The sequence below is a fragment of the Hymenobacter lapidarius genome, from assembly GCF_001816145.1.
Lineage (GTDB): Bacteria > Bacteroidota > Bacteroidia > Cytophagales > Hymenobacteraceae > Hymenobacter > Hymenobacter lapidarius.
Genome location: NZ_MDZB01000109.1, coordinates 143,263 through 163,847, shown reverse-complemented (window position 1 = coordinate 163,847; position 20,585 = coordinate 143,263). Strand labels below are relative to the sequence as shown.

Annotated in this window: 17 protein-coding genes; 8 read left to right on the top strand and 9 right to left on the bottom strand. The window is 62.3% G+C overall.

The features are described 5' to 3' along the window. Positions 1 to 11: 11 nt before the first annotated feature. Together BEN47_RS11855 and BEN47_RS11850 are read right to left on the bottom strand one after the other, a co-directional pair. Positions 12 to 1,268: a pyridoxal phosphate-dependent aminotransferase gene (locus BEN47_RS11855; protein ID WP_070728644.1), complete on the bottom strand. Its 1,257-nt coding sequence runs from the start codon at positions 1,266 to 1,268 to the stop codon at positions 12 to 14. A 107-nt stretch (positions 1,269 to 1,375) separates the two neighbouring features. Beyond that, positions 1,376 to 3,844 (bottom strand): TonB-dependent receptor, encoded by a 2,469-nt coding sequence (locus BEN47_RS11850; RefSeq protein WP_083322356.1) that lies wholly within the window; start codon positions 3,842 to 3,844, stop codon positions 1,376 to 1,378. 218 nt (positions 3,845 to 4,062) lie between these two features. On the opposite strand from BEN47_RS11850, the gene tsaE reads away from it, so the two are divergent. From tsaE to nhaA, 4 genes are all read left to right on the top strand, one after another. Then, positions 4,063 to 4,500 (top strand): tRNA (adenosine(37)-N6)-threonylcarbamoyltransferase complex ATPase subunit type 1 TsaE, encoded by a 438-nt coding sequence (gene tsaE / locus BEN47_RS11845; protein ID WP_070728616.1) that lies wholly within the window; start codon positions 4,063 to 4,065, stop codon positions 4,498 to 4,500. Positions 4,501 to 4,592: 92 nt separating this feature from the next. Further along, positions 4,593 to 5,819 (top strand): alanine dehydrogenase, encoded by a 1,227-nt coding sequence (locus BEN47_RS11840; RefSeq protein WP_070728615.1) that lies wholly within the window; start codon positions 4,593 to 4,595, stop codon positions 5,817 to 5,819. Positions 5,820 to 6,459: 640 nt separating this feature from the next. Beyond that, positions 6,460 to 9,090, top strand: coding sequence for a cation-translocating P-type ATPase (locus BEN47_RS11835; RefSeq protein WP_070728614.1), 2,631 nt, complete (start codon positions 6,460 to 6,462; stop codon positions 9,088 to 9,090). Between the two features lie 72 nt (positions 9,091 to 9,162). Beyond that, positions 9,163 to 10,476 (top strand): Na+/H+ antiporter NhaA, encoded by a 1,314-nt coding sequence (gene nhaA, locus BEN47_RS11830; RefSeq protein WP_070728613.1) that lies wholly within the window; start codon positions 9,163 to 9,165, stop codon positions 10,474 to 10,476. A 28-nt stretch (positions 10,477 to 10,504) separates the two neighbouring features. Here the strand turns inward: nhaA and BEN47_RS11825 are convergent, their stop codons facing one another. The 4 genes from BEN47_RS11825 to BEN47_RS11815 all read right to left on the bottom strand — a co-directional run bounded on the left by BEN47_RS11825 (position 10,505) and on the right by BEN47_RS11815 (position 13,938). Next, positions 10,505 to 10,954 (bottom strand): hypothetical protein, encoded by a 450-nt coding sequence (locus tag BEN47_RS11825; protein ID WP_070728612.1) that lies wholly within the window; start codon positions 10,952 to 10,954, stop codon positions 10,505 to 10,507. Between the two features lie 230 nt (positions 10,955 to 11,184). After that, positions 11,185 to 12,243, bottom strand: a complete 1,059-nt coding sequence (locus BEN47_RS11820; RefSeq protein ID WP_070728611.1) for a response regulator — start codon at positions 12,241 to 12,243, stop codon at positions 11,185 to 11,187. Positions 12,244 to 12,328: 85 nt separating this feature from the next. Next, the gene (locus BEN47_RS22075) at positions 12,329 to 12,859 is read right to left on the bottom strand and encodes a sensor histidine kinase (protein ID WP_239691576.1); all 531 of its coding nucleotides are present in this window, start codon (positions 12,857 to 12,859) and stop codon (positions 12,329 to 12,331) included. Positions 12,860 to 12,885: 26 nt separating this feature from the next. Then, on the bottom strand, positions 12,886 to 13,938 hold the full coding sequence (locus BEN47_RS11815) for a PAS domain-containing protein (RefSeq protein WP_239691575.1): 1,053 nt from the start codon (positions 13,936 to 13,938) through the stop codon (positions 12,886 to 12,888). Between the two features lie 306 nt (positions 13,939 to 14,244). On the opposite strand from BEN47_RS11815, the gene BEN47_RS11810 reads away from it, so the two are divergent. Together BEN47_RS11810 and BEN47_RS11805 are read left to right on the top strand one after the other, a co-directional pair. After that, complete coding sequence (locus tag BEN47_RS11810) at positions 14,245 to 14,586, top strand: YbbN family protein (RefSeq protein ID WP_070728610.1); 342 nt, start codon at positions 14,245 to 14,247, stop codon at positions 14,584 to 14,586. A gap of 188 nt (positions 14,587 to 14,774) precedes the next feature. Beyond that, complete coding sequence (locus tag BEN47_RS11805) at positions 14,775 to 15,407, top strand: F0F1 ATP synthase subunit gamma (protein WP_070728609.1); 633 nt, start codon at positions 14,775 to 14,777, stop codon at positions 15,405 to 15,407. Positions 15,408 to 15,669: 262 nt separating this feature from the next. Here BEN47_RS11805 and BEN47_RS11800 read toward each other — a convergent pair whose 3' ends face one another. The 3 genes from BEN47_RS11800 to BEN47_RS11785 form a co-directional block, all read right to left on the bottom strand. Further along, complete coding sequence (locus BEN47_RS11800) at positions 15,670 to 16,491, bottom strand: universal stress protein (protein ID WP_070728608.1); 822 nt, start codon at positions 16,489 to 16,491, stop codon at positions 15,670 to 15,672. Positions 16,492 to 16,703: 212 nt separating this feature from the next. Continuing rightward, positions 16,704 to 17,015 carry a universal stress protein gene (locus tag BEN47_RS11790; protein ID WP_070728606.1) on the bottom strand — a complete coding sequence of 104 codons (312 nt, stop codon included), beginning with the start codon at positions 17,013 to 17,015 and terminating at the stop codon, positions 16,704 to 16,706. Positions 17,016 to 17,158: 143 nt separating this feature from the next. After that, on the bottom strand, positions 17,159 to 18,091 hold the full coding sequence (locus BEN47_RS11785) for a flavin reductase family protein (RefSeq protein ID WP_070728605.1): 933 nt from the start codon (positions 18,089 to 18,091) through the stop codon (positions 17,159 to 17,161). A gap of 329 nt (positions 18,092 to 18,420) precedes the next feature. Between BEN47_RS11785 and BEN47_RS11780 the strand changes: the two genes are divergently transcribed. Both BEN47_RS11780 and BEN47_RS11775 read left to right on the top strand, forming a co-directional pair. Further along, complete coding sequence (locus BEN47_RS11780) at positions 18,421 to 18,843, top strand: IS1/IS1595 family N-terminal zinc-binding domain-containing protein (RefSeq protein WP_070728604.1); 423 nt, start codon at positions 18,421 to 18,423, stop codon at positions 18,841 to 18,843. A gap of 151 nt (positions 18,844 to 18,994) precedes the next feature. Then, positions 18,995 to 20,542: a hypothetical protein gene (locus tag BEN47_RS11775; protein WP_239691574.1), complete on the top strand. Its 1,548-nt coding sequence runs from the start codon at positions 18,995 to 18,997 to the stop codon at positions 20,540 to 20,542. The last annotated feature ends 43 nt before the right edge of the window (positions 20,543 to 20,585 follow it).

Below are 20,585 nucleotides of genomic sequence, written 5' to 3'. Positions count from 1 at the left end.
AACTTGGCGCGCTACTTCAAGTTATCCAGCGCTGCCCGCAACCGGGGCAGGGCGGCCTGAATCGACTCCACCGTTTCGGCGCCCACGGAAGCACGGAACCAGGGCTCCGTGGCGGGCGAGCCGAACGCGCTGAACGGCACCAGCGCCAGCTTGGCTTCGGAGATGAGGTAGGAAGTAAGCTCGGCGGTGGTGGTGAGCACGGTGCCGTCGGGCGCGGTACGGCCCAGCACGTCGATTTTGGCGGTGAGGTAGATGGCGCCGGCCGGCACTACGGCATCTACCGGGTAGCCCTGGGCCTGCAACTCCTTTAAGCCCGCGAAAAATGTCTGCAAGGAGTTTTGCAGCTTGGTTTTCATATCGGCAATGAAAGCATCCACGGTAGCGGCGTCGGGGAGGTAGTGGGCGGTGGCTACCTGCTCGGCCTTGGGCGCCCAGGCACCTACGTGGCCCAGGATGGATTTCATCTTTTCGATGATGGCCGTGGGGCCGAATCCGTAGCCTACCCGCACGCCGGTAGCGGCAAAGCACTTCGAGATTCCATCGATGTAAACCACATACGGCCGGAGCTCGGGGCGCAGGCTCACAGGGTCGTGGTGCTGAGTTTCGCCGAAGGTGAGCAGCCAGTAAATCTGGTCGTAGAGGAGGTAGAGCGGCTTCTCATCGGGGCCGCGGCGCTGGTTTTCGGCCAGCACCAGGTCGCAGATTTCCTGCAGGCCGGCTTTGGTGAACACCGTGCCGGTGGGGTTGAGCGGGGAACACAGGGCCAGGAGCGTGGCGCCGGCCAGGTGCGGGGCCAGGTCGGCCGCGGTGGGCATGAAGTTGTTTTCGGGGCGGGTGGGCACGGCCACGGGTGTGGCCCCGGTGAGGTGGCAGTAGTGGTTGTTGTTCCAGCTGGGCAGGGGGAACACCACCCGGTCGCCGGGGTCGACGAGGGCCCGGTAGGTGGCGTAGATGAGCGGCCGTGAGCCGCCGGCCACGAGGATGTCGTTGAGGCCGTAGTCCAGGCCCTGGCGGGTTTTCAGGAACGCTGAAACCGCCTGGCGCAGCTCCACGATGCCCGCGGCGGGCGGGTAGTTGGTGTGGCCGGCCCGGTAAGCTTCCGTGATGCCCAGGTTCAGCTCGGCGGGAATGGCAAAAATGCTGGGGTCGAAATCGCCAATGGTCAGATTGCAGATGTTGGCCCCCTGGCGCACCTGCTCGCTTACCTGGTTGCCGATTCGGATAATCTCGGAGCCGCTTAGGCCGGCCGCCATCTGGGATACTTGCATGAAGGAAAACAGAAAATGAATTGCCACCTCGGCCCACGAAGGTAATTAGACCGTGCACGAAGTACCCTGAAGATGTCGTGTCTCTACCCGGCTGTAACTGCGAGATATCACTGCCCGGCGGCGCGGCGCAGCTCTTCTTCGGCGCCAGCGGCTCGGCGGCGGGCGCTGGCTACTTTGCTGTTGCCGAAGCGGTAGGTGAAGGCGGCCGTCACCACGCGGTTGTCCTGGGCCGAGGTGAAGGTTTCGGTGAAATTGGTAAAAGTGGAGGTGGCCGTGACGGGCGTGGTGTAAAAGATGTCGGCCACGTTCAGCCGGAAGGTGCCCTGCTTTTTCCAGAGGTTTTTTTGCACGCCGGCTGCTACCTGGCCCCGGGGCCTGACCAGCTGGAACCCGTACACTTCGCGCGATTCGTAAAAGGCATTCAGGTCCGCCGACCAGCCGTTGGGCAGCGTGAAGCTGTTGTTCGTGGTGAGGTTGCAGGCCGCCTGGCCGCGGTTGAGGCGGGTGTTGGAGAGCTGGCCCTGGTAGCGGTTGTAGTAGAAAAAGCCGTTGGCGTACAGCGTCCACCATTTTGTGAGCTCCAACGGAGCAGTCAGAGTTAGCGTGTAGAGGTGCTGGGTGCTCAGGTTTACGTCGCGGTTCACCACCACGCGCCCACCGTCGTCGGAGGGCTGCACTGCGTTCACGAAGGGCCGGTCGGTGCGGGCGTAGGCCAGGGCCGTGGTAAACTTTTGGCGGTAGGTGTGCGAAACCTCAAAGTTGTAGCTGGTTTGGGGCACTAGGTCGGGGTTGCCGGCCCGGTAGGAAGTGGCATCAAAGTAGGCGCGCAGCGGATTCACCTGCGCGTAGCTGGGCCGGTCGATGCGCCGGGCAATAGACAGGGTCAGCGCGTGCCGCTCGCTGAGCTTGCGCTGCAGCGAAGCACTCGGAAACAGCTGCAGGTAGTGCCGCTCCCGCGAAGTGCCGCCTTCCACCTCCGCCAGGGTATTGGTTTGTTCGGCCCGCACGCCCACTTGCAGGGCATTGCTGGCCAGCTTGCCCTTGAGGTTCAGGTAGGCCGCGTTCACGTTTTCATCGTAGCGAAACCGATTCGAGATGTTAGCGTCTAATACCGCCACGCCGTTCGTGGTTCGCACGAATGCCACGTCGTTGTCGGAGGTTACCTGCGTTACTTTGGCTCCGGCTTCCAGGCGGGCGCGGTAGGGCAGAGGCTCGCTGAAATCCACCTTCACGGACTGAATAGTGAGGCGGCTGCGCTGGTCCCCGTCCAGCAGGGCCGCGGGGCGGAAGGGCTGTTCGAAGGTGGTGTTGAGGGCTAGCAGCCGGGTGGTGCGGTAGCGGGCATAATCGGCGTCGGCGGCCAGCGAGCGGGCCGTGGCGGAGTCGGCAAAGGCGTGGCGCAGGTTCAGGTTGGCCGCGCCGTTGGGCCGGCGAATATCCTGGTCGCCGAGGGAGGTGTACCGGTCGGTGGGCTCACTGGCTGCCCCGAAAAACTGCGCTTTGCTGTCGATGCGGGTATCCGTCTGGCTAGCCAGCCCGGACACCGATATGCCCAGCGTGGTTCTTTTAGAAGGGGCATAGTCCAGCCCCAGCCGGCCGGTGTGCGACTGCAGCTCCGTTAGCTGCTCGTTGTCAATAATTCCGCTGGCCACTAGTCGTTGCGGCTCCGCCAGAAAGCGCCGATTTGCATAGAGGCGTACAAAGCCGTTTCGGTTGGTGTAGGCGTAGGTGCTGTACACATTCACCTTTTTGGTGCGGTGATTCAGGGATAGGCCGCTCGTGAACTTGCCGTATTCGCCGCGGCCGTAGCTGGCGTTGGCGCTGCCGTTGGTGCCCAGGCGCTGGTCTTTTTTGAGGTTGATGGCAATGACCCCGGCCCCGCCCTGAGCGTCGTACTGCACGGGTGGGTTGGTGATGAGCTCAATGCTCTGGAGCTGCTCGGCGGGGAGGGCCCGCAGGTAGTCGGCCAGCTCGGCGCCAGTCATGGGCTGGCGCTTGCCATCGATGACCACCAGCACGCCCTGCCGGCCCCGCAGGCTCAGGTTGTCGCCCGCGTCCAGCGTCACGCCCGGCGAGCGGCCCAGCACGTCCAGGGTAGTGGCCCCGGCCGATAGAGGGCTGTCGGCCACGTTCACAATGGTGCGGTCGGCCAGGCGCTCAAACTGCGGCTTGCGGCTCTTCACGGTCACTTCCCTGAGGGCCGTGGCCTGGCTGGCGGTCAGCTTTAGGACCCCCAGCGTCAGGCCCTCGGCGGGCAGCGCCAGCACCGGGCTCCAGTACCGCTCAAAACCCACCTGGGCCGCCGAAACCAGGTAGCGGCCGCTCGCGGCTTCAAGGCGAAAAGCGCCCTGCCCATCGCTGAACTCCGTTTTGACAACCGCAGAATCCGCGGCCCGGTGCAGGGTGACGGTGGCGTATTCAATGGGGGCGCCGGTGGTGCCGCCCACGGTGCCCGTGAGGGCGGGCCGCGACTGGGCCAGCAGCGAGAGCGGCGCAGCGAGCACCACGCTCAGCAACGACCAACGTAAATAAGAAGGAGGCGCAAAGCCAGGCCGGGCCGGGGCAACGTAGGGCATGAAAGAAGAACTGGGTAGAAGTAGAAAGCGCAAATAGAACCGGGCTGCGGTGAATGAAAAGGCGACGGCCGGACTCCCCGGGAGGGAACTCCCAAAGCAGTGATTGCCTCTTGAACTGAACACGTTAAGCCCGGCCCTAAAGTGTAAAGGTGCTGGATTGGCGTTGATAATCCAAGAGCGCCGGCGGGCATCTCGGCCGTAGCGGGTAATTTCGCTGCATGTTCCCCCAAACCATCCTTGTGCCCACCCTGGCCCAGCTTCCGGCGGCCGCCCGGCAGCTGCACGCGGCCATTGCCGCCGCCGACTGCTGCGTAATAGCCCTGGAAGGGGAGATGGGCGCTGGCAAAACCACCCTCATCCGGGCTTTGGCCTGCTACCTGGGCGTGACCGACGAAGTGAGCAGCCCCACGTTTGCCCTGGTCAACGAATACCGCGACGGCAACAATAAGCCCGTTTATCACTTTGATTTCTATCGGATTGATTCCATCGACGAAGCAGTGCGAATCGGTGCTTCCGAGTACCTCGATTCCGGGTATCTTTGTTTGGTGGAATGGCCCGCCCGGGTGGCGGCGTTATTGCCCACGCCCCGACTCGAAGTCCGCATTGACGTGCTGAGCGCCGAAGCCCGTGAGATTCACTTGAAAATTATAAATTAAGAATCAGAAATTGGTTAATTAAAGGTTGAGAACCGGTGTGTAAATCACTGATTTTGAATCATTAATTTATAATTTTTAATTCTATTCATGTTATGGCCGAACAGCTACCTTCCGGTTTTGAGTCTTTGGCCACGAGCCGCGCCTATTTCACCCAGGAATCGATGCTGGCCGTGGAAACGCGTAAGCGCAAGCTGTTCATCGGCTTGCCGCGGGAGACTTCCCTGCAGGAAAACCGTATTGGCCTGACGCCCGAAGCCGTGCAGCACCTCGTGACCGAAGGCCACGAAGTAGTTATGGAAGCCGGTGCCGGCGAGCCCAGCAAGTACGCCGACCACGCTTTTTCCGAAGCCGGCGCCCAGATTGCCTACTCGCCCGAGGAGGTGTTCAAGGCCGACGTGCTGCTAAAAGTGGCCCCGCCCACGCTCGAAGAAATCGAGCTGCTGCACCCAGGCCAAACCCTGATTTCGGCCCTGCAGATGGGCTCCATGACCCAGGAATACATCATGGCCCTGGCCCGCAAAAAAATCAACGCCATCGGCTTCGAGCTGATGAAGGACCCGAGCGGCGCCCGCCCCGTGGTGCGCGCCATGAGCGAAATAGCCGGCTCCACGGTCATGCTGATTGCGGCCGAGTACCTGGCCCGCTCCAACGAGGGCAAGGGCATTATCCTGGGAGGCATCACGGGCGTGCCGCCGTCGCAGGTGGTCATTCTGGGGGCGGGCACGGTGGCCGAGTACGCCGCCCGCGCCGCCACCGGCCTGGGGGCCGAGGTGAAGGTGTTCGACAACCACCTTTATAAGCTGCGGCGCCTCAAGCACAACCTGGGCATGCAGCTCTACACCAGCACGCTGGACACGTTTGCCCTGAGCCAGCAAATCCGCCGGGCCGACGTGGTTATCGGGGCGCTATCCGTGGAGGACGGCCGCATTCCCTTCATGGTGAGCGAGGAAATGGTGGCCAGCATGGCCCCCGGCTCCATCATCATCGACGTGAGCATCGACCAGGGCGGCTGCTTCGAGACGAGCGAGATGACGAGCCACAGCAAGCCCGTATTCCGCAAGTACGACGTGGTGCACTACTGCGTACCCAACATCGCCTCGCGCGTGCCCCGCACCGCCACCAACGCGCTGAGCAATATTTTCACGCCCATCCTGCAGGAAATCAGCCAACACGGGGGCATCAACGAGGTGCTCTTCACTAATGAGCATTTCCGCAGCGGCGTCTATATCTACCGCGGCTCACTGACCAACGCCATGATTGCGAAGAAATTCAACATGCGGTACAAGGAGTTGGGCCTGCTGATTGCCGTGCGCAATTAGGGTAGTGGGGCAGCGTTTTTTGAAGTGCTTGATTTTTTAGACGGACTCTGGTTTTGACAGGCTCACTTTAGAAGCTGTTTGACTTAGTATTTAAGGCCGCTGGTGCAGCGTAGAGACGCATCTTTGCGTCTCGTCGTTGAACTAGGACGCTTGAACAATGCCACGTGAACGGCCCTGACGGCGCGGCCGACGAGACGCATATTTGCGTCTCTACAACCACTCTACGCTAACTCAAACAGCTTCTTAGGGGGAAGTTTACACCGGCCCCGCAGCTTCTGGGGCAAGCTGTTTCATAGTAGCGTGACGGCCGAAGTGCTGCTGCATAGCCCGGTGCCCGTGCTGGTGCTCCCCATCATTGCCTGAAGCTACAAGGCCAACCCTTTTCACCTGCGCCGGCTGCGAAATCTGACCGATAGCGCGAACCAGTGACATGCCTCATCCCCGGCAGCTTGGTGTATCGAGAAAGCGGGGGGTAATGACCAACTCGCCGTTCTTGGCGCCACGCCCGACTTTAGCACCCCGGCCTGCGTATACCCGACAACGAGCGGCGTAGGGCCGCTGGCCGCGTTGCAGCCGGCCATGCACGGCGCCCTTGCGGCGCGGGCGTGGTTGCCTAAATCTTTCAATCAACGCCTCCTTTATGGAGTATTACCTGACCTCCGTAGCCGATGTAGCTGCTGCGCTGGCGGCTTCGCCAGCCGGCCTCGATGCGGCTACGGCTAAGCAGCGCCTGGCCGAGCACGGCCCCAACCGGCTGGAAGACGCGCAGGAAAAGACCATTTGGCAATTGCTGCTGCACCAACTGGCCGATGTGATGATTCTGGTACTGCTGGCCGCGGCTGGGGTATCGGTGCTCATTGGCGAAGCCAAGTCGGCCTACGTCATCCTGGCCATTGTGGTGCTGAACGCCTTCATCGGGTTTGTGCAGGAATACCGGGCCGACAAGGCCATGGAGGCCCTGCAAAAAATGGCCGCCAGCCACGCGCTGGTGCTGCGCGACGGCCAGCCGCAGCAAGTGCCCACCGCCGAGCTGGTGCCCGGCGACGTGGTCCTGCTCGAAGCCGGCAATGTGATTCCGGCCGACGTGCGCTTTCTGGAAACCCACGCGCTGAAAGTGGACGAGTCGTCGCTGACCGGCGAATCGACCAACGTGGAAAAAACCATGGAGGCGCTGCCGCCCGGCGAATATCCCCTCGGCGACCGGCTGAACCTGGGCTACAAGGGCACGTTCGTGACCAACGGACGGGCCACGGCCTACGTGGTGGCCACCGGCATGCACACCGAGCTGGGCAAGATTGCCGCCCTCATCCAGACCGCCGAGGTAGTGACGCCGCTGCAGAAGCGGCTGGGCACGCTGGGCAAGCGCCTGTCGGTGGTGGCGCTGGTGGTGGGGGGGCTGTTTTTTGGGGTGGGCTGGCTGCGGGGTGATGGGTGGGAAGAGTTGCTGCTGGTGTCCATTTCGCTGGCCATTGCGGCGCTGCCCGAGGCGCTGCCGGCACTGGTTACGGTATCGCTGGCGCTGGGGGCCGGCCGGCTCATGCAAAGCCACGCCCTCATCCGCAAGCTGCCGGCCGTGGAAACGCTGGGCTCGGTTACCTACATCTGCACCGATAAAACCGGCACGCTCACCCTTAACCAGATGACGGTGCAGGACTTCTACGAGGTGCCCGAGGTAGCGCTGCCCGGCCTGGGCGACCTTAATGCCCTGCTCACGGCCATGGCCCTGAACACCGATGCCGCCTGCGACTCTGAAAACCAGTGGCTGGGCGACTCCACCGAAGTGGCCCTGGCCCGGTACGCGGCCGAGCAAGACTACGCCCGACCCGCGCTGGAAGAGCAGTTTGAGCGCGTGGCCGAGCTGCCTTTCGACTCGGACCGCAAATGCATGACCACGCTGCACCAAACCGCCCAGGGCGTGCTGGTGCTCACCAAAGGGGCCGCCGGCTCCCTGTATACACAGCTCACCAACAGCCAGCAGGCCGGCATTTCCGACCTGCAGCAGCGCGTGGATGCGCAGGCCGCGCAGGGCTATCGGGTGCTGGCCTACGGCGCCAAGATGCTGCCTGAGCTGCCCGCTGACCTCTCCTCGGCCACCGTGGAAACCGGCCTCACCTTCCTGGGCTTCGCCAGCCTGCTGGACCCGCCCCGCGAGGAGGCCCGCCAGGCCGTGGCCGAGTGCAAAACGGCCGGCATCATCCCCGTTATGATTACCGGCGACCACAAGCTCACGGCCAAGGCCATTGCCGAGAAGCTAGGCATCGTTTCTTCCGAAGCTGAGCTGGTGATGACCGGCCCCGAGCTGACGGCCCTGGACGAGCCCGGCTTTGCGGCCATCGTGGAAAAGGTGCGCGTGTACGCTCGCGTCGACCCGGCCCAGAAGCTGCGCATCATCAGTGCCCTGCAGGCCCGGAACCAGTTTGTGGCCATGACCGGCGACGGCGTGAACGACGCCCCGGCCCTTAAAAATGCCGACATTGGCATTGCCATGGGCATCAACGGCACGGAGGTAGCTAAAGAGGCAGCGGCCATGATTCTGCTCGACGACGACTTTGCGACCATTGTGGAGGCCGTGCGGCACGGGCGGCGCATTTACGACAACATCCTCAAGTTCATCCGCTACATTCTGGCTGGCAGTGCGGGGGAAATATTTGCCTTGTTTTGCGCGCCGTTTTTCGGCTTGCCCGTGCCGCTGCTGGCCATTCACGTGCTGTGGATTAACCTGATAACCGACGGCCTGCCCGGCCTGGTCTTGGCCTACGAGCCATCGGAGCGAAACAGCATGCGGCGCCCGCCCATCGACCCGCGCCAGACCATTTTCGCCGATGGCCTGGGCTGGTTTATTCTGCTCATCGGGCTGTTGGTGGGCGGCCTCACCATTGCCACGCAGGCCTGGGCCATTGGGCAGGGCCTGCCGCACTGGCAAACCATGGCTTTCACGGTGCTCTGCTTTAGCCAGCTGGGCATGTCGCTGGCCATCCGCTCGCGGCGCGAGTCCATTTTCAGCCTTGGCCTGCTCTCCAACAAGGCCATGCTGGGGGCGGTGGTGCTCACCGCGGGCCTGCACCTGGTCATCCTGTACGTGCCTTTCTGCAACGAGCTATTCAGCACGCAGCCGCTCACCTTGGCCGAGCTGGGCATTACCGTGGCCGTGGCCAGTGTGGTGTTCTGGGTGGTAGAAATCCAGAAGCTCATCATTCGCCGGCGCGGGGTGGCTCCGGTGCCGCAACATCAGTTCCCACGCCCTTCCTTGCCAACTGGCCATGCCAACTAAATAGCGTTTCTTTCGCCGTGCTCAGCGCGTTGTGCCAATGGGCTGACAGGCGCTGCTTACCACCCGACTGCCATGCCGAATATCCGATTCTTCCGTCCGCTGATACGGCCTTTCGCCTATTTCTTCCGGAGCCAGGCGGCCAGCTGCCTCTTGCTGCTGGGCAGTGCCGCGCTGGCCCTGCTGCTGGCCAACACCAACTGGGGCCCGGCTAAGTATTTCCCGGGCGTGTGGAACGAGCACCTGCGCATTACCCTGCACCACGTGGTGCTGGACCATACGCTGCTGGACTGGCTGAACGACGGGCTGATGACCCTGTTTTTTCTGATGGTGGGCCTGGAAATCAAGCGCGAAGTGCTGGGGGGCGAACTGGCCTCGCTGCACCAGGCGGCCCTGCCCATAGCCGGGGCGCTGGGCGGCATGCTGGTGCCGGCGCTGCTGTTCACGCTCCTGAATTATGGCACGCCCACGGCCGGCGGCTGGGGCATTCCCATTGCCACCGACATTGCCTTTGCCCTGGCCATGCTGCAGCTGCTGGGGCCGCGCGTGCCGTTGGGCCTCAAGGTGTTTCTCATGGCCCTGGCCATCGTCGATGATTTGGGGGCCGTCATCGTCATCGCCGTCTTCTACACCAAAACCCTGCACCTGCACTACTTCTACCTGGCCTTTGGCACCTGGAGCCTGTTGCTGTTCTTTAATTATCTGCGCTTCCGAAGCTTGTGGGCCTTTCTGCCGCTGGGCGTAGTGCTCACGTACTTCATGCTCGAATCGGGCATTCATACCACCCTGGCGGGCGTTCTGCTGGCCGTGGCTATTCCTTACCGGGCCACCCGGCCGCGCCCCGACATGCTGCAACGACTGAACCAGCAGCTAAGCCGGCTACGCAACAAAACGCACTGGAAAGACGCCGACCCGCACCGCATCAGCGCCGAGATGGAGGTGCTGGGCCGCCTCAGCAGCTCCCCGGCCCAGCGCCTGGAGGGCCAGCTGCACAAGCTGGTGGCCTTCTTCGTTGTTCCCCTGTTTGCCTTCGCCAACAGCAGCCTGGTGATTGCGCCCACGGCGGTGCAGGGCTTGTTTACGCCGTTGGGGCTGGGTATTCTGGTGGGACTGGTGGTGGGCAAGCCCCTGGGCATTGGAACCCTGTGCTGGCTGACCGTGCGCCTGGGCTGGGCCGCGCTGCCGCCCGGCGTGAGCTGGCGGCAGGTGTGGGCGGTAGGCGTTCTGGCGGGCATCGGGTTCACCATGTCCATCTTCATCACCCTGCTGGCCTTGGGCCACTACTCGTCCGATACCGACACGGCCAAGCTGGCTGTGCTGGTGGGGTCTACCTGCGCCAGTGCGCTGGGTTATCTGCTGCTGCGCAGTACGCTGGCCGCGCCAAAATGAGGGCTTGCGCCTGGTACGCGCCCCTTTTTCACCACCTGTGCGTGCGGGGTGCTTTCTGGCCGTTGGGCGTGAGAGTGACGGTCCGGCTGAGGTAGCTCTCGCAAGTGGCTATTTCGTAGGTAATGACTTCAGTGTGGGTGTTCACCACCTTGTTGGCCTGGCAAAATTTCCGGCTCGGAAAGTGATTGGTGAGGGTGTAGCGCACAGGTTCCGGCAGCGCTTCGATGGGGATATTGTCGCCGGTTGCCTGCACGTCGCCATTGGCATCGAACCGGACCAGGTGCTGTGTCTGGTTTTGGGTGTAGCTGGCCTGGTACCAGCCTTGGGTACGTTTCCACTTCACCTGCCGGGCCTCCGGATACAACTGCTGCAGAGCCACGAAGGTCAGTGGGGGCACCTCGTCTCCGGGAATGGCCTGCGCGCGCCCTGCCGGCCCCCACAGGAGAAATACAAGCAGCAAAAGGAGCGAAGATTTCATAGGTGCCCTAATCAGGCCGGGTAGCCCGACTGGTGGTGAGAGTGTGTGGGCCTGCGTAGCGCTTTGCTCTGCGCTCCCTGGCTTCACTACTCAAAGTTGAGTACAACGGCTCCGTCCACGCTTGACAAAACTCACCCCCGAAGGATGAGTTTTGTCAAGTGGACGGAGCACCGGTGCCCGACCACCGAGTATGAATTAGCTTGCGGAAGCCAGCGCCGGCCGGCGCGACGCTACCAATGCGCCCGGCGCAGCTTCTCGGGTTCCAGCACCCGAATGGTGTTGGGAGTGAGGGCGATGAAGCCGGCTTGCTTGAACTCGTTGAGCGTGCGGCTCAGCGACTCCGGGGCGGTGCCCACCATGGCGGCCATGTCGTCGCGGGTAAGCTGGATGCCCGTTTCGGCGGCGTCGGTGCCCACCTGCTGCTGGTGCAGCTGCACCAGCGTGCCGGCCACGCGCCGCCGAATGGAGCTGTAGGCCATGGCCAGCAGCAGCTCGGCCTGCCCGCTGACCTGGCCGGCCAGCAGGCGCACAAACTGCTGGCCCACCTCGGGGTTGCGCAGCAGCAGCGCCGTGAAATCGTCCTTCGGAATGTAGAGCAGCTCCGACTCGTCCACGGCAATGGCCGAGTCGCAGTGGGGCGTGAGCTGCAGCAGGGGCAGGTAGCCGAAGAATTCGCCTGGGCCGTAGAGACCCACAATCAGCTCCTTGCCGCTGTCGGTGGTTTTCACGGTTTTCACCCGGCCGCTCTGCACGTAGTAGAGCCGAGTCGATTCGTCGCCTTCGAGGTAAATATTCTGTTTTTTGCGAATGAGATGGGGTTTGCGGTCCAGGGAGAGGCTGGCCAGGTCGCCGGTCTGCTGCGCTTCGTCCAAGAACTTGCCCAGGCGCTCCCCGTCGGGGTTAGAGTCGGGTTTTAGGTGCTGAAAGCGGCTGAGCCGCCCGCTCACAGCGCTGAGCAAATCCGCTTTTTCGAACGGCTTGCTCAGGTAGTCATCGGCCCCCAGGGCCATGCCGCGCCGCCGGTCTTCCCGGTCGGTTTTGGCGGTGAGGAAGATGAACGGTACGCCCGTAAGCTGCGGGTGCTGGTTGAAAATCTGAAGCACGCCGTAGCCGTCCAGCACGGGCATCATAATGTCGCAGATGACCAGGTCGGGCCGGGTGCTCAGAGCCAGCTGCACGCCCAGCTCACCGTTTTCGGCCGTGAGCGTGGTGTAGCCGGCCAGCTCCAATAGCTGGGCAGTATTTTCCCGAATGATTTGGTGGTCTTCAATGAGTAGGATGATGGCCATGACAGGGTGTTTGGAAAGGTCGGTTTAGGGGCTCGTTCTACGGTTCGCCTCACCCCTGGCTGGTCATTTATTGTGCTGCACCGCCCTAGTCGGGCGTAGCGAGGGGCAGCTTGACGGTGACGAAAGTGCCCTCATCAAGGACGCTGTGCAGGTCGATGGTGCCCCCCATCAGCTCCAGGTATTTGGCAATAATATACAGCCCCAGGCCGGTGCCGGGCACGCTGACTACAGTGGGAGCGCGGAAAAACTGCTCGAACAGGTGGGCCTGGTCTTCGGTGGATATGCCCACGCCCTGGTCCATTACAGTAATAGTCAACTCCTGCAGCAAGCAGCTGGCCCGCACTGTAATCACGGAGTTTTCGCCCGAGTACTTGAGCGAGTTGGAGAGCAGGTTCATCAGGATTTTGCGCAGCAGCGAAGCATCCAGCCGCACCGGAATGGGACAATCTACCTGCCAGTCGATGACTTGGCCGGCCTTGAGCAGGCTCTGCATATCGGCCACGGTGTCGTGCACCAGGCTGGTCAGGTTCAGGTTGCCGGGGTGGGCCTCAATTTTGCCTTCCTCGATGCGGCCCACCGACAAAAACTCTTCCAAAATGGTATTGAGGTGCTGCACCGAGGTGCGGATGTGGTTGACGTACTTCAGCGCTGGGCCTGCTGGTGGCTGCCCGGAAACTCCTCAATTAAATCGGCGGAGGAGAGCACGGCCGTGAGGGGCGTGCGGAACTCGTGCGAGGCCATGCTCACAAAGCGCGACTTTAGCTCGCCCAGCGTCTGCTCAGCCTGCAGGGCCAGGGCCAGCTCTTCGCTGCGGTTTTCCAGCTGCTCCAGGGTCAGCATCAGGGCATTGGTGCGGTCCACCACTTTTTGCTCCAGCTCGGCGTTGAGGCGGGCTACGCGCTGGTGCTGGGCGAGCAGCTCCTGCTCGGCGGCTTGCTTGGCGGTCAGGTCCACGAGGTAGGCCACCACGTAAAGCTCCTCATCGAGGTAGAAATAGCTCAGGCTGGCCTCCACGGGAAACACGGAGCCGTCGCGGCGCTGGCCGGCCAGCGGGCGGTTGTGGCCCATGGGGCGCACTTGTGGGTCGCCGTTGTAGGACTGGCGCAGCTGGGCGTGGTGCCGGCCGGCGGCATCGGGCACCAGCACTTCAATCTGCTGGCCCAGCAGCTCGGCCGGGGCGTAGCCAAACAGCTGCTCGGCATGCGCATTCACGGATAGGATGCGGCCCGGCTGGTCGCAGACGATAATGCCCAGCGTGGCGTTGGTAAACACGGCCTCGAAGCGGCGCACGCTGTGGGCCAGGGCACGCTCGGCCCGTTGCAGCCGGCTGTGCTCGGTGATGCTGACCAGAAACAGGGACCGGCCCTCTATTTCAAAGTACGTCAGTTTCACATAGGCGCGGAACGGCTCGCCCACGTGGCGGCGAACGTCGGCTTCCAGCTCGTGGTGGCCCTCGCGGCGGGTGATGTCGCACAGGTGCTGCCACTGCTCGGGCGTCAAGGGCGGTATGCGGAGCGAGTGGTTGGGGTCGGCGAGCAGCGCTTCTTCCGAGGGATAGCCCAGCAACTCCACGCCGGCTGGGTTAACGTGCGTAAACCAGCGCAGGTCAAGGTCGTAGATGCCCGCCATCTCCCCGGAATGGGCATACAGTAACTCGGAGAGTACGGCCGTGTAGGCAACCGGAAGTATAGGCATGGGGACGTGTTAAGTAATAAGCCACTGGCTTTCAGCCATTAGCGTGGGCCTTCAGCCGGACCTTGGCTTTCTTCTTCACATTCAGCTTATTGGGCCTAAACCGTTGTGTAATTAAGGACGGCCGGTTACGTCGCGGTGCGAAAGCCCTCAAGACAGCAGGCACCGCGAACTTACGCCACCGGACTTGACAAACGTCACCCCAGCTTCCTGACGTGCATCATAAGAGCCGGTGGGGAAGGCAGGTAATTTTACAGCTACTTATCCGATGAGTTTGCTGTCTGTCACTGTGCCGCTCACCACTGGCTCATGTTCCTCCCCGCCATTTTTCCCCTGCTGCCCGCGCACCCCGCCATGTTGCTGGTGTTGCTGCCCACCGTGGGTTCCGGCGTCCAGCAGGAAAGCCAGCTCGCGCGCACGGCCACCAACCGGCTGCTGCACGGCTTGCAACTCCGGCTCGGCTCGGCTATTCACGTCCTGAAAGTGGACGAAGGCAGCCACCCCGCCGTGGTGCATGCCTTCGAGGGGCAGGGCGTGCCCGCCTTCGTGCTCCTGCGCGAGGGTGCCGAGCTGTGGCGCCAGCAGGGCCTGCCCGAAGGCGAGTTGATGGCGGCTCTGCTGCTCAGTAAGCTGGAGGAGGCCGGGAAATAGCCGTGCCGGCAAGTAGGGCCACACCCGGCCTGACTAGCCCGGGTTGCCAGGCACACGTCCAATGCCCAGCAACAGCAAGAACCTTGTCCAACGACAAGCCATCGGGATGACTTTCGTCAAGGCTGCGGGGCTGGGAGGGCCGTACTCTTGTGGTGGGCTTTATTCGGGCCAGTACTTCTGCTAATTCTATGGACAGCTCCCTGCAATTTCTGTGGGCCGCGCACTGCGTCACCGGCGGCGCCCTGCCGGGCAGTGGGCAGCTCTGGACCGTAGGCGAACGGGTGCGGCACCTGCTAACCGACGTGGGCCTGCCCGTAACCACGCATTTTCTGGTGCCCACGGCCATCACGGCCACCACGCCGTTGGTAGCGCAGATTCTGCTGAAATCGCAGGAAGCCCTTGATAACGGGAGCCTGACTGCCTCCTACATCTTCCACAATCGGCCCCGGGAGGCCACGGGGTACGCGCCGGTGTGTCAGCGCCTGTTGCCGCTGGATGCGCAATGGAAACAGGAGCCGCAGGCCTTGCACTGGCCTACGAAATCGCAGCCTCAGGTAGCCGGCGGGCAGGTTTTTACGCTGTGGGCCCTTGTCGGGGAGTTTCTGTTTGTTTCCCTGTTCCGGGCCTGCGCCGAGTCGCTGGCCAGCGAAACCGCCAGCCGCCTACGAGCCATGCAACGGGCCGAAAAAAGCATCGACGGGCTATTGGGCGAGCTGGCCCACCAGTACCACCGCAGGCATCAAAGCGCCATCGACGAGAAGCTATTCGCCGTTGCATCCGGCTTCGAAGCCCTGAATGCTGACCACCCCAAGGAGAACTAGGAGGCAGGCGTGGGCGGCTGTTACGGCAGCTTCAGTATAGCCCGGCGGGGGCAGTGTGTCGGGCAAGGGCAAAAGGCGTGGCTGATAAGGTTTCTGCTGGCAGACCAATTGCGTGTCAATAACTATTTATAAATCATGAAGATGCCCGGCCGGGTTGTTCCTGTTTAGATTGAGGCACTCGGTGGAGCCCGCTGTTTTGAGCAATGCCAACGTTCTCAAAAGCACTGCGAAAGTGCGCATGAAGTGGTTGCCGGGCGATTATTCAGATGCGGCGGGGGTCCGTAGGCAGCACCAGCACCGGTACGGGGCAAGTTTGCAGGAGCCGCGCTGTGACGCTGCGGTGAAACAACTCACTGAAGTAGCTGCGCTGCCGGGCCAGCAACACTATCAGGTCGGCGCGGGTGTCTTGCACGGCGGCCAGCAGGCCATGGGCATAATTGCCGTATTCATATTTGTGTAGCTCCGGAGCGGGCAAGCCATCGAGAAGGCGGCTGCTTAGCACAGCTTTCTCGGCCAGGCCGTAGCCCAGGCCGTCTTCGAGCACGCCCTCCACGTGCACAATCATGGTTTTGGTACGGGGCAGGGCCAGTAGCTGACGTAGGGGCAAGCTATTGGCTGCCAGTCGGAACGGTTCGCGGTCGGCGGCAATCAGGATGCGGCGCGGCACCTGGTCTGTGGGGGTTGCCAGGGGGAGTACCAGCACGGGGTAAGTAGTCTGCAGCAGGTCGGCACAAGTGTCAACTACTTGCTCGTCCCCGGCATTTTCAGGGAGACCTTGGCTTACCACAAACATAAGCGGGTGGTGCCGGTCGGCCAATTCCTGCACCAGGGCAGGCAGCAGTTCCGGAAGCACATGGGCGGCCCTGGCTGGTTCGGCAGCCTTGGTTTGGCACTGCTGGTTATCGGGCACGAAGGGAAATGCCGTCAGCGTACCGGGCGTCGTCCCCGATTGTCCGCTCACGCGCAACTGTAGTACCTGGCCGTTCACGCTTTGGGCCAGGGTGCTGGCATAGCACAGGCAGGGGTTCGGTGCCGCCGAATCCTCGGCAAAGGCAACAAATGTCAGGGGTTTCAGGGGCGTCATGCGTCAGGAAGCCGGCGTGTGGCCGGTGAGTGCGGTGGTGGCATAGCCGGCGACGGCACCGAAGCCAAGCGTTTCGGTAAAGGTAACTGCCGCCGCCGTGGGCACCACCAGCACCGGTACGGGGCAGGATGACAGGCGCTGGGCCGTGACGCTAGGTTGGAATAACGCACTGAGAGCACTGCGCTGCCCGGCCAGCATGGCGGCCCGGTTAGTTAGCTCATCGGCGGCATGTAGTCGGGCTGGTTCGGGGCGTTGGCGGGCAGCAGCAGCACCTGCGCCGTGACGCTGCGATGAAACAGCCGGCCCAAAAAGCTGCGGGGCCGGGCAATGAGAATCAGCAAATCGGGCTGCTCCTCGGCCACGGCGCGCAGCACTACGGCGGCCGGGTCGTGGTCGGCATCGCCGTAGAGTGCCCCCCGGCGCGGCCTGGGGCAACAGCTTCCGCAGCGGTCCGCGGAGTTGCGCGGACCGGCCGGGCTGCTAACTCCGGCCGACGCCTTGCGAACGTAACCGGCTCGGCCCAAGGTTCGTCACGCGCCGCCCCCAATGGCATAACGGAAATTATCCTAATCTTTGATTTTTACCAAAAGAAGTTCCAGCACCATGCAGGCGGTAGGGTTACTGGGCTCAGCCCGACCATTTTGCTAACGCAAACAGCTTCTAGGTGTTACCGCTCTATTTCATTGTTAAGCAGTACCTTCCATGCCTCTACCAAGCGCCCTTCGGCCAGAAACTGGCGGCCCAACTGCAGCAGCTGCTCCTTCAGTTCCGGGGCATCGTCGCGGTGTTTATTGCGGAGGTAGGCCACCATCGGCTCGGTGTTGAATTCCTCGACTTGCGCTGGTGTGGGGAGGGCGCTACGCTCGATGTTGGCCAGGCGGCCCAGCTCGTTGCCGGTGAGCACGTCGCTGTTGCGGAGGTGCTCGGGCAGCTGGTCGATGCCGATACCGATGTGGCGGTTGGGCTTGGGCACTTCGAAGAGGCTGGCGCCGCTGGCCCGGCAGTACCAGTCGCCGCCGAGGCGAGCCACGGCGTCGAGCCGGAACGGGTCGATGCCGGTGGCGTCGGGCAGCAGGATGTCGTGCCGGAAGTGGGCCCGCACCACCCGGCAGATAATGAGGTTGCCGGCGCCGTTGTTCTGGCCCAGCTCAATCACCTGCTCCACCACGCACTCAAAGGCGGCCGGAGCCTCGGCCACGCGCGGCGGCCGCACCAGTTCCGAGGCCAGCTCTGTGAGGCCCGCTTTGGTGAATTCGTTCACACCCTTCTCGTACTCGGTGCTGGCCAATGACATCTGCTCCACCATGGCAAAGTCGCAGATGTTGATGACGACTTCGGCCACCTCGCGCACGTTCTGCAGGGTATGCTTTTGGGTATTGTCGCGCACCCGGTTGGCCGGCGAAAACACCAGGATGGGCGGGTTGGAGCTAAAGGCGTTGAAGAAACTGTAGGGGCTGAGGTTCACGCGTCCGTTGGCATCTACGGTGCTTGCAAAGGCCACTGGCCGAGGGGCCACCGCGCCCACCATAAAGGGGTGCCACTCGCTGGGCTTGAGGTCGGCGGGAGTGATGGAGTGAAAAGTGGGCTCAGAAGTTGACATAACGGGCTAGGGGCGTGGTAACGGCTTGAATAGTCAAAGCTAGAGGGCATTGGTCGTTCAGGCGTGGGGCCGGAGTAGAGATGCATCCTTGCGTCTTATCGTCTGCGCTGTTTGGCATGTATCGTTCAACGACGAGACGCAAGGGTGCGTCTCTACTCCGTTAACCAATTAATTACAATATGGTATGAGGATTTGCCGGGTCGAGAACTGCCTTTTACTGCCCAAGCTGGAATATTTTAATCTTTCCGAATACCTGATTATTTGCTAAATAGGTATATGTTTGCTTAATAGCTGTAGCTTTACCCATCTCCCGTGCTAATAACCGCCTCATGACTGCTCCGGTCTGCCCCAAATGCGAATCATCGGAAGCCACCAAAAGTGGGGTGGTGAACAACCGGCAGCGGTTCAAGTGCCGGGCGTGTGGCTACCACTACACGGTGGCCAAAATTGGCCGCGAAGTAGATACCTACTACGTCATTAAGGCGTTGCAGCTATACATTGAAGGGGTGAGCTACCGCGAGATTGAGCGGCTGCTGGGCGTGAGCCACGTGAGCGTGATGAACTGGGTGAAGAAATACGGGGTGCGCGCGCCGCGCCAAACCGATTACCACCCCACCTATAAAATCATGAGCCAGGCCGAGCTGGCCGCGTTTTTCCAGGTGCCCAGCAATTTGAAAGGCGCCGGCATGGTGGTGACGGAGCTGGGCGACAAGTTCATGGTGATTCGCTGGGAGCGGTTCCGGGCCGGGTAGGAGGTAGCGGGCTATAGGCGTTTAGCAAAACGACCACTGCCGGGTAGCTTACGGGGCAAGGCGGGTGCTATTTAGGACTTGCTAAATCGGTGGTGGTGCGTGCGCCTCCCTGATTTGGCCAGTTCCCACCCTAACTAACCTCTTTCCGCTTATGCGAACTTCTCGCTACGCTTTGGCCCTGAGCGGCCTGATGCTGGCCGCCACCGCCGCTACGGCGCAAGTGCAGCCGCCGCCAGCCGGCAGCCAGCCGGTACCACCACCCGCCGAGCCGGTCGCACCATCCGCGCCGGTAGTTGCCACCGAATCGGTCCCCTACGGGCCGGGCATGAAGGTAAACATCTCGGCCGACGGCTCTAAGTACCTCCGTTTCATTACCTGGCACCAGGTGTACGCCCGCTACACGGAGAATAATACCGGCACCACGCGGGCTGCCGGCAAGCCGCAGGACAGCCAGTTCGACTTTGCACTGCGCCGCTCGCGCGCCATCATTCTGGCCCAGCTCAACCCGCGTTTTCTAGTATACACGCACTTTGGTATCAACAACCAGACGGCCGTGAGCGGCGGCGTTGCGCCCGGCGTCGACGGCAAGAAACCGCAGCTGTTTGTGCACGAGGCGGTAGTGGAGTTCAAGGTGAACAAGTACCTGAGCCTGGGCACCGGCATGCACTACCAGAACGGCCTTTCGCGCATGACGCGGTCGAGCACCCTCAACTACCTGGCCATGGACGCGCCGGTCACGAACTGGCCCACCATCGAGGCCATCGACCAGTTTGCCCGGGGCATAGGCGCCTACGCCAAGGGCCGGGTGGGCAAGCTCGACTACGCGCTGAGCGTGAACGAATCATTCCTGACCAACCAAACGGGGGGATTCAGCACGCCCCTGGGGCTGGGAGCTACCACCGGCACAGGGAGCACGGCCACCAACCGGGGTACCAACACCGCGCAATACAGTCCCCAGGGTACCAACCATATCTACCAGGGCTACTTCAGCTACGAGCTGTTTGACCAGGAGTCCAACCTGTTGCCCTTCAACGTGGGCACCTACCTGGGCACTAAGCGCGTGCTGAATTTCGGCGGCGGCTTCTTCTACAACCAGGACGGCATGGTGTCGCGGCCTACCAACAACGTGCTCGACGCGGCCGGTATTTCGGCGGCTGGTACGGGCATTGCCGCATTCAACAACGCAGCCAACGGCGTGCAGAAGCACGACATCGGCCTGTGGTCGCTTGATGCCTTCTATGACACGCCGGTGAATAAGGAAGCGGGCACGGCTTTCACCTTCTACGGGGTGTATTACAACTTCGACATGGGCCCGAACCATGTGCGCTTCATCGGCCTGGCCAACCCCGGCTACGGCATTGTGTCGGGTGATGCTTCGCGCCGTGGCAACGCCGTGCCACAGTCGGGTACCGGCCAGGTGGGCTATGCCCAGGCGGGCTTCCTTATGCCCAAAAACCTGCTGGGCCCCAAGTTGCGGGTGCAGCCTTATGCTGCCTACCAACTGGCTGGCTACGAGGGCCTGAAGACTGCTTCCGGCGACCAGAAGAACGTGAACATTTTCGATGGGGGTGCCAACTTCTACATCGACAGCCACAACGCCAAATTCACCATCAACTACCGCGCCCGGCCTGATTTTACCAACGTCAACAACGTTAAGTACCGCCCCGAAATCACCATGCAGACACAGGTGTTTTTGTAGGACCTGACCATAGCTGATTCATCCACTGCATCATTCATTCTCG

Coding starts and splice junctions, on each gene's coding strand:
- BEN47_RS11855 (WP_070728644.1), bottom strand. CDS start 1,268: ATGCAAGTATCCCAGATGGCGGCCGGCCTAAGCGGCTCCGAGATTATC.
- BEN47_RS11850 (WP_083322356.1), bottom strand. CDS start 3,844: ATGCCCTACGTTGCCCCGGCCCGGCCTGGCTTTGCGCCTCCTTCTTAT.
- tsaE (WP_070728616.1), top strand. CDS start 4,063: ATGTTCCCCCAAACCATCCTTGTGCCCACCCTGGCCCAGCTTCCGGCG.
- BEN47_RS11840 (WP_070728615.1), top strand. CDS start 4,593: ATGGCCGAACAGCTACCTTCCGGTTTTGAGTCTTTGGCCACGAGCCGC.
- BEN47_RS11835 (WP_070728614.1), top strand. CDS start 6,460: ATGGAGTATTACCTGACCTCCGTAGCCGATGTAGCTGCTGCGCTGGCG.
- nhaA (WP_070728613.1), top strand. CDS start 9,163: ATGCCGAATATCCGATTCTTCCGTCCGCTGATACGGCCTTTCGCCTAT.
- BEN47_RS11825 (WP_070728612.1), bottom strand. CDS start 10,954: ATGAAATCTTCGCTCCTTTTGCTGCTTGTATTTCTCCTGTGGGGGCCG.
- BEN47_RS11820 (WP_070728611.1), bottom strand. CDS start 12,243: ATGGCCATCATCCTACTCATTGAAGACCACCAAATCATTCGGGAAAAT.
- BEN47_RS11815 (WP_239691575.1), bottom strand. CDS start 13,938: ATGCCTATACTTCCGGTTGCCTACACGGCCGTACTCTCCGAGTTACTG.
- BEN47_RS11810 (WP_070728610.1), top strand. CDS start 14,245: ATGTTCCTCCCCGCCATTTTTCCCCTGCTGCCCGCGCACCCCGCCATG.
- BEN47_RS11805 (WP_070728609.1), top strand. CDS start 14,775: ATGGACAGCTCCCTGCAATTTCTGTGGGCCGCGCACTGCGTCACCGGC.
- BEN47_RS11800 (WP_070728608.1), bottom strand. CDS start 16,491: ATGACGCCCCTGAAACCCCTGACATTTGTTGCCTTTGCCGAGGATTCG.
- BEN47_RS11785 (WP_070728605.1), bottom strand. CDS start 18,091: ATGTCAACTTCTGAGCCCACTTTTCACTCCATCACTCCCGCCGACCTC.
- BEN47_RS11780 (WP_070728604.1), top strand. CDS start 18,421: ATGACTGCTCCGGTCTGCCCCAAATGCGAATCATCGGAAGCCACCAAA.
- BEN47_RS11775 (WP_239691574.1), top strand. CDS start 18,995: ATGCGAACTTCTCGCTACGCTTTGGCCCTGAGCGGCCTGATGCTGGCC.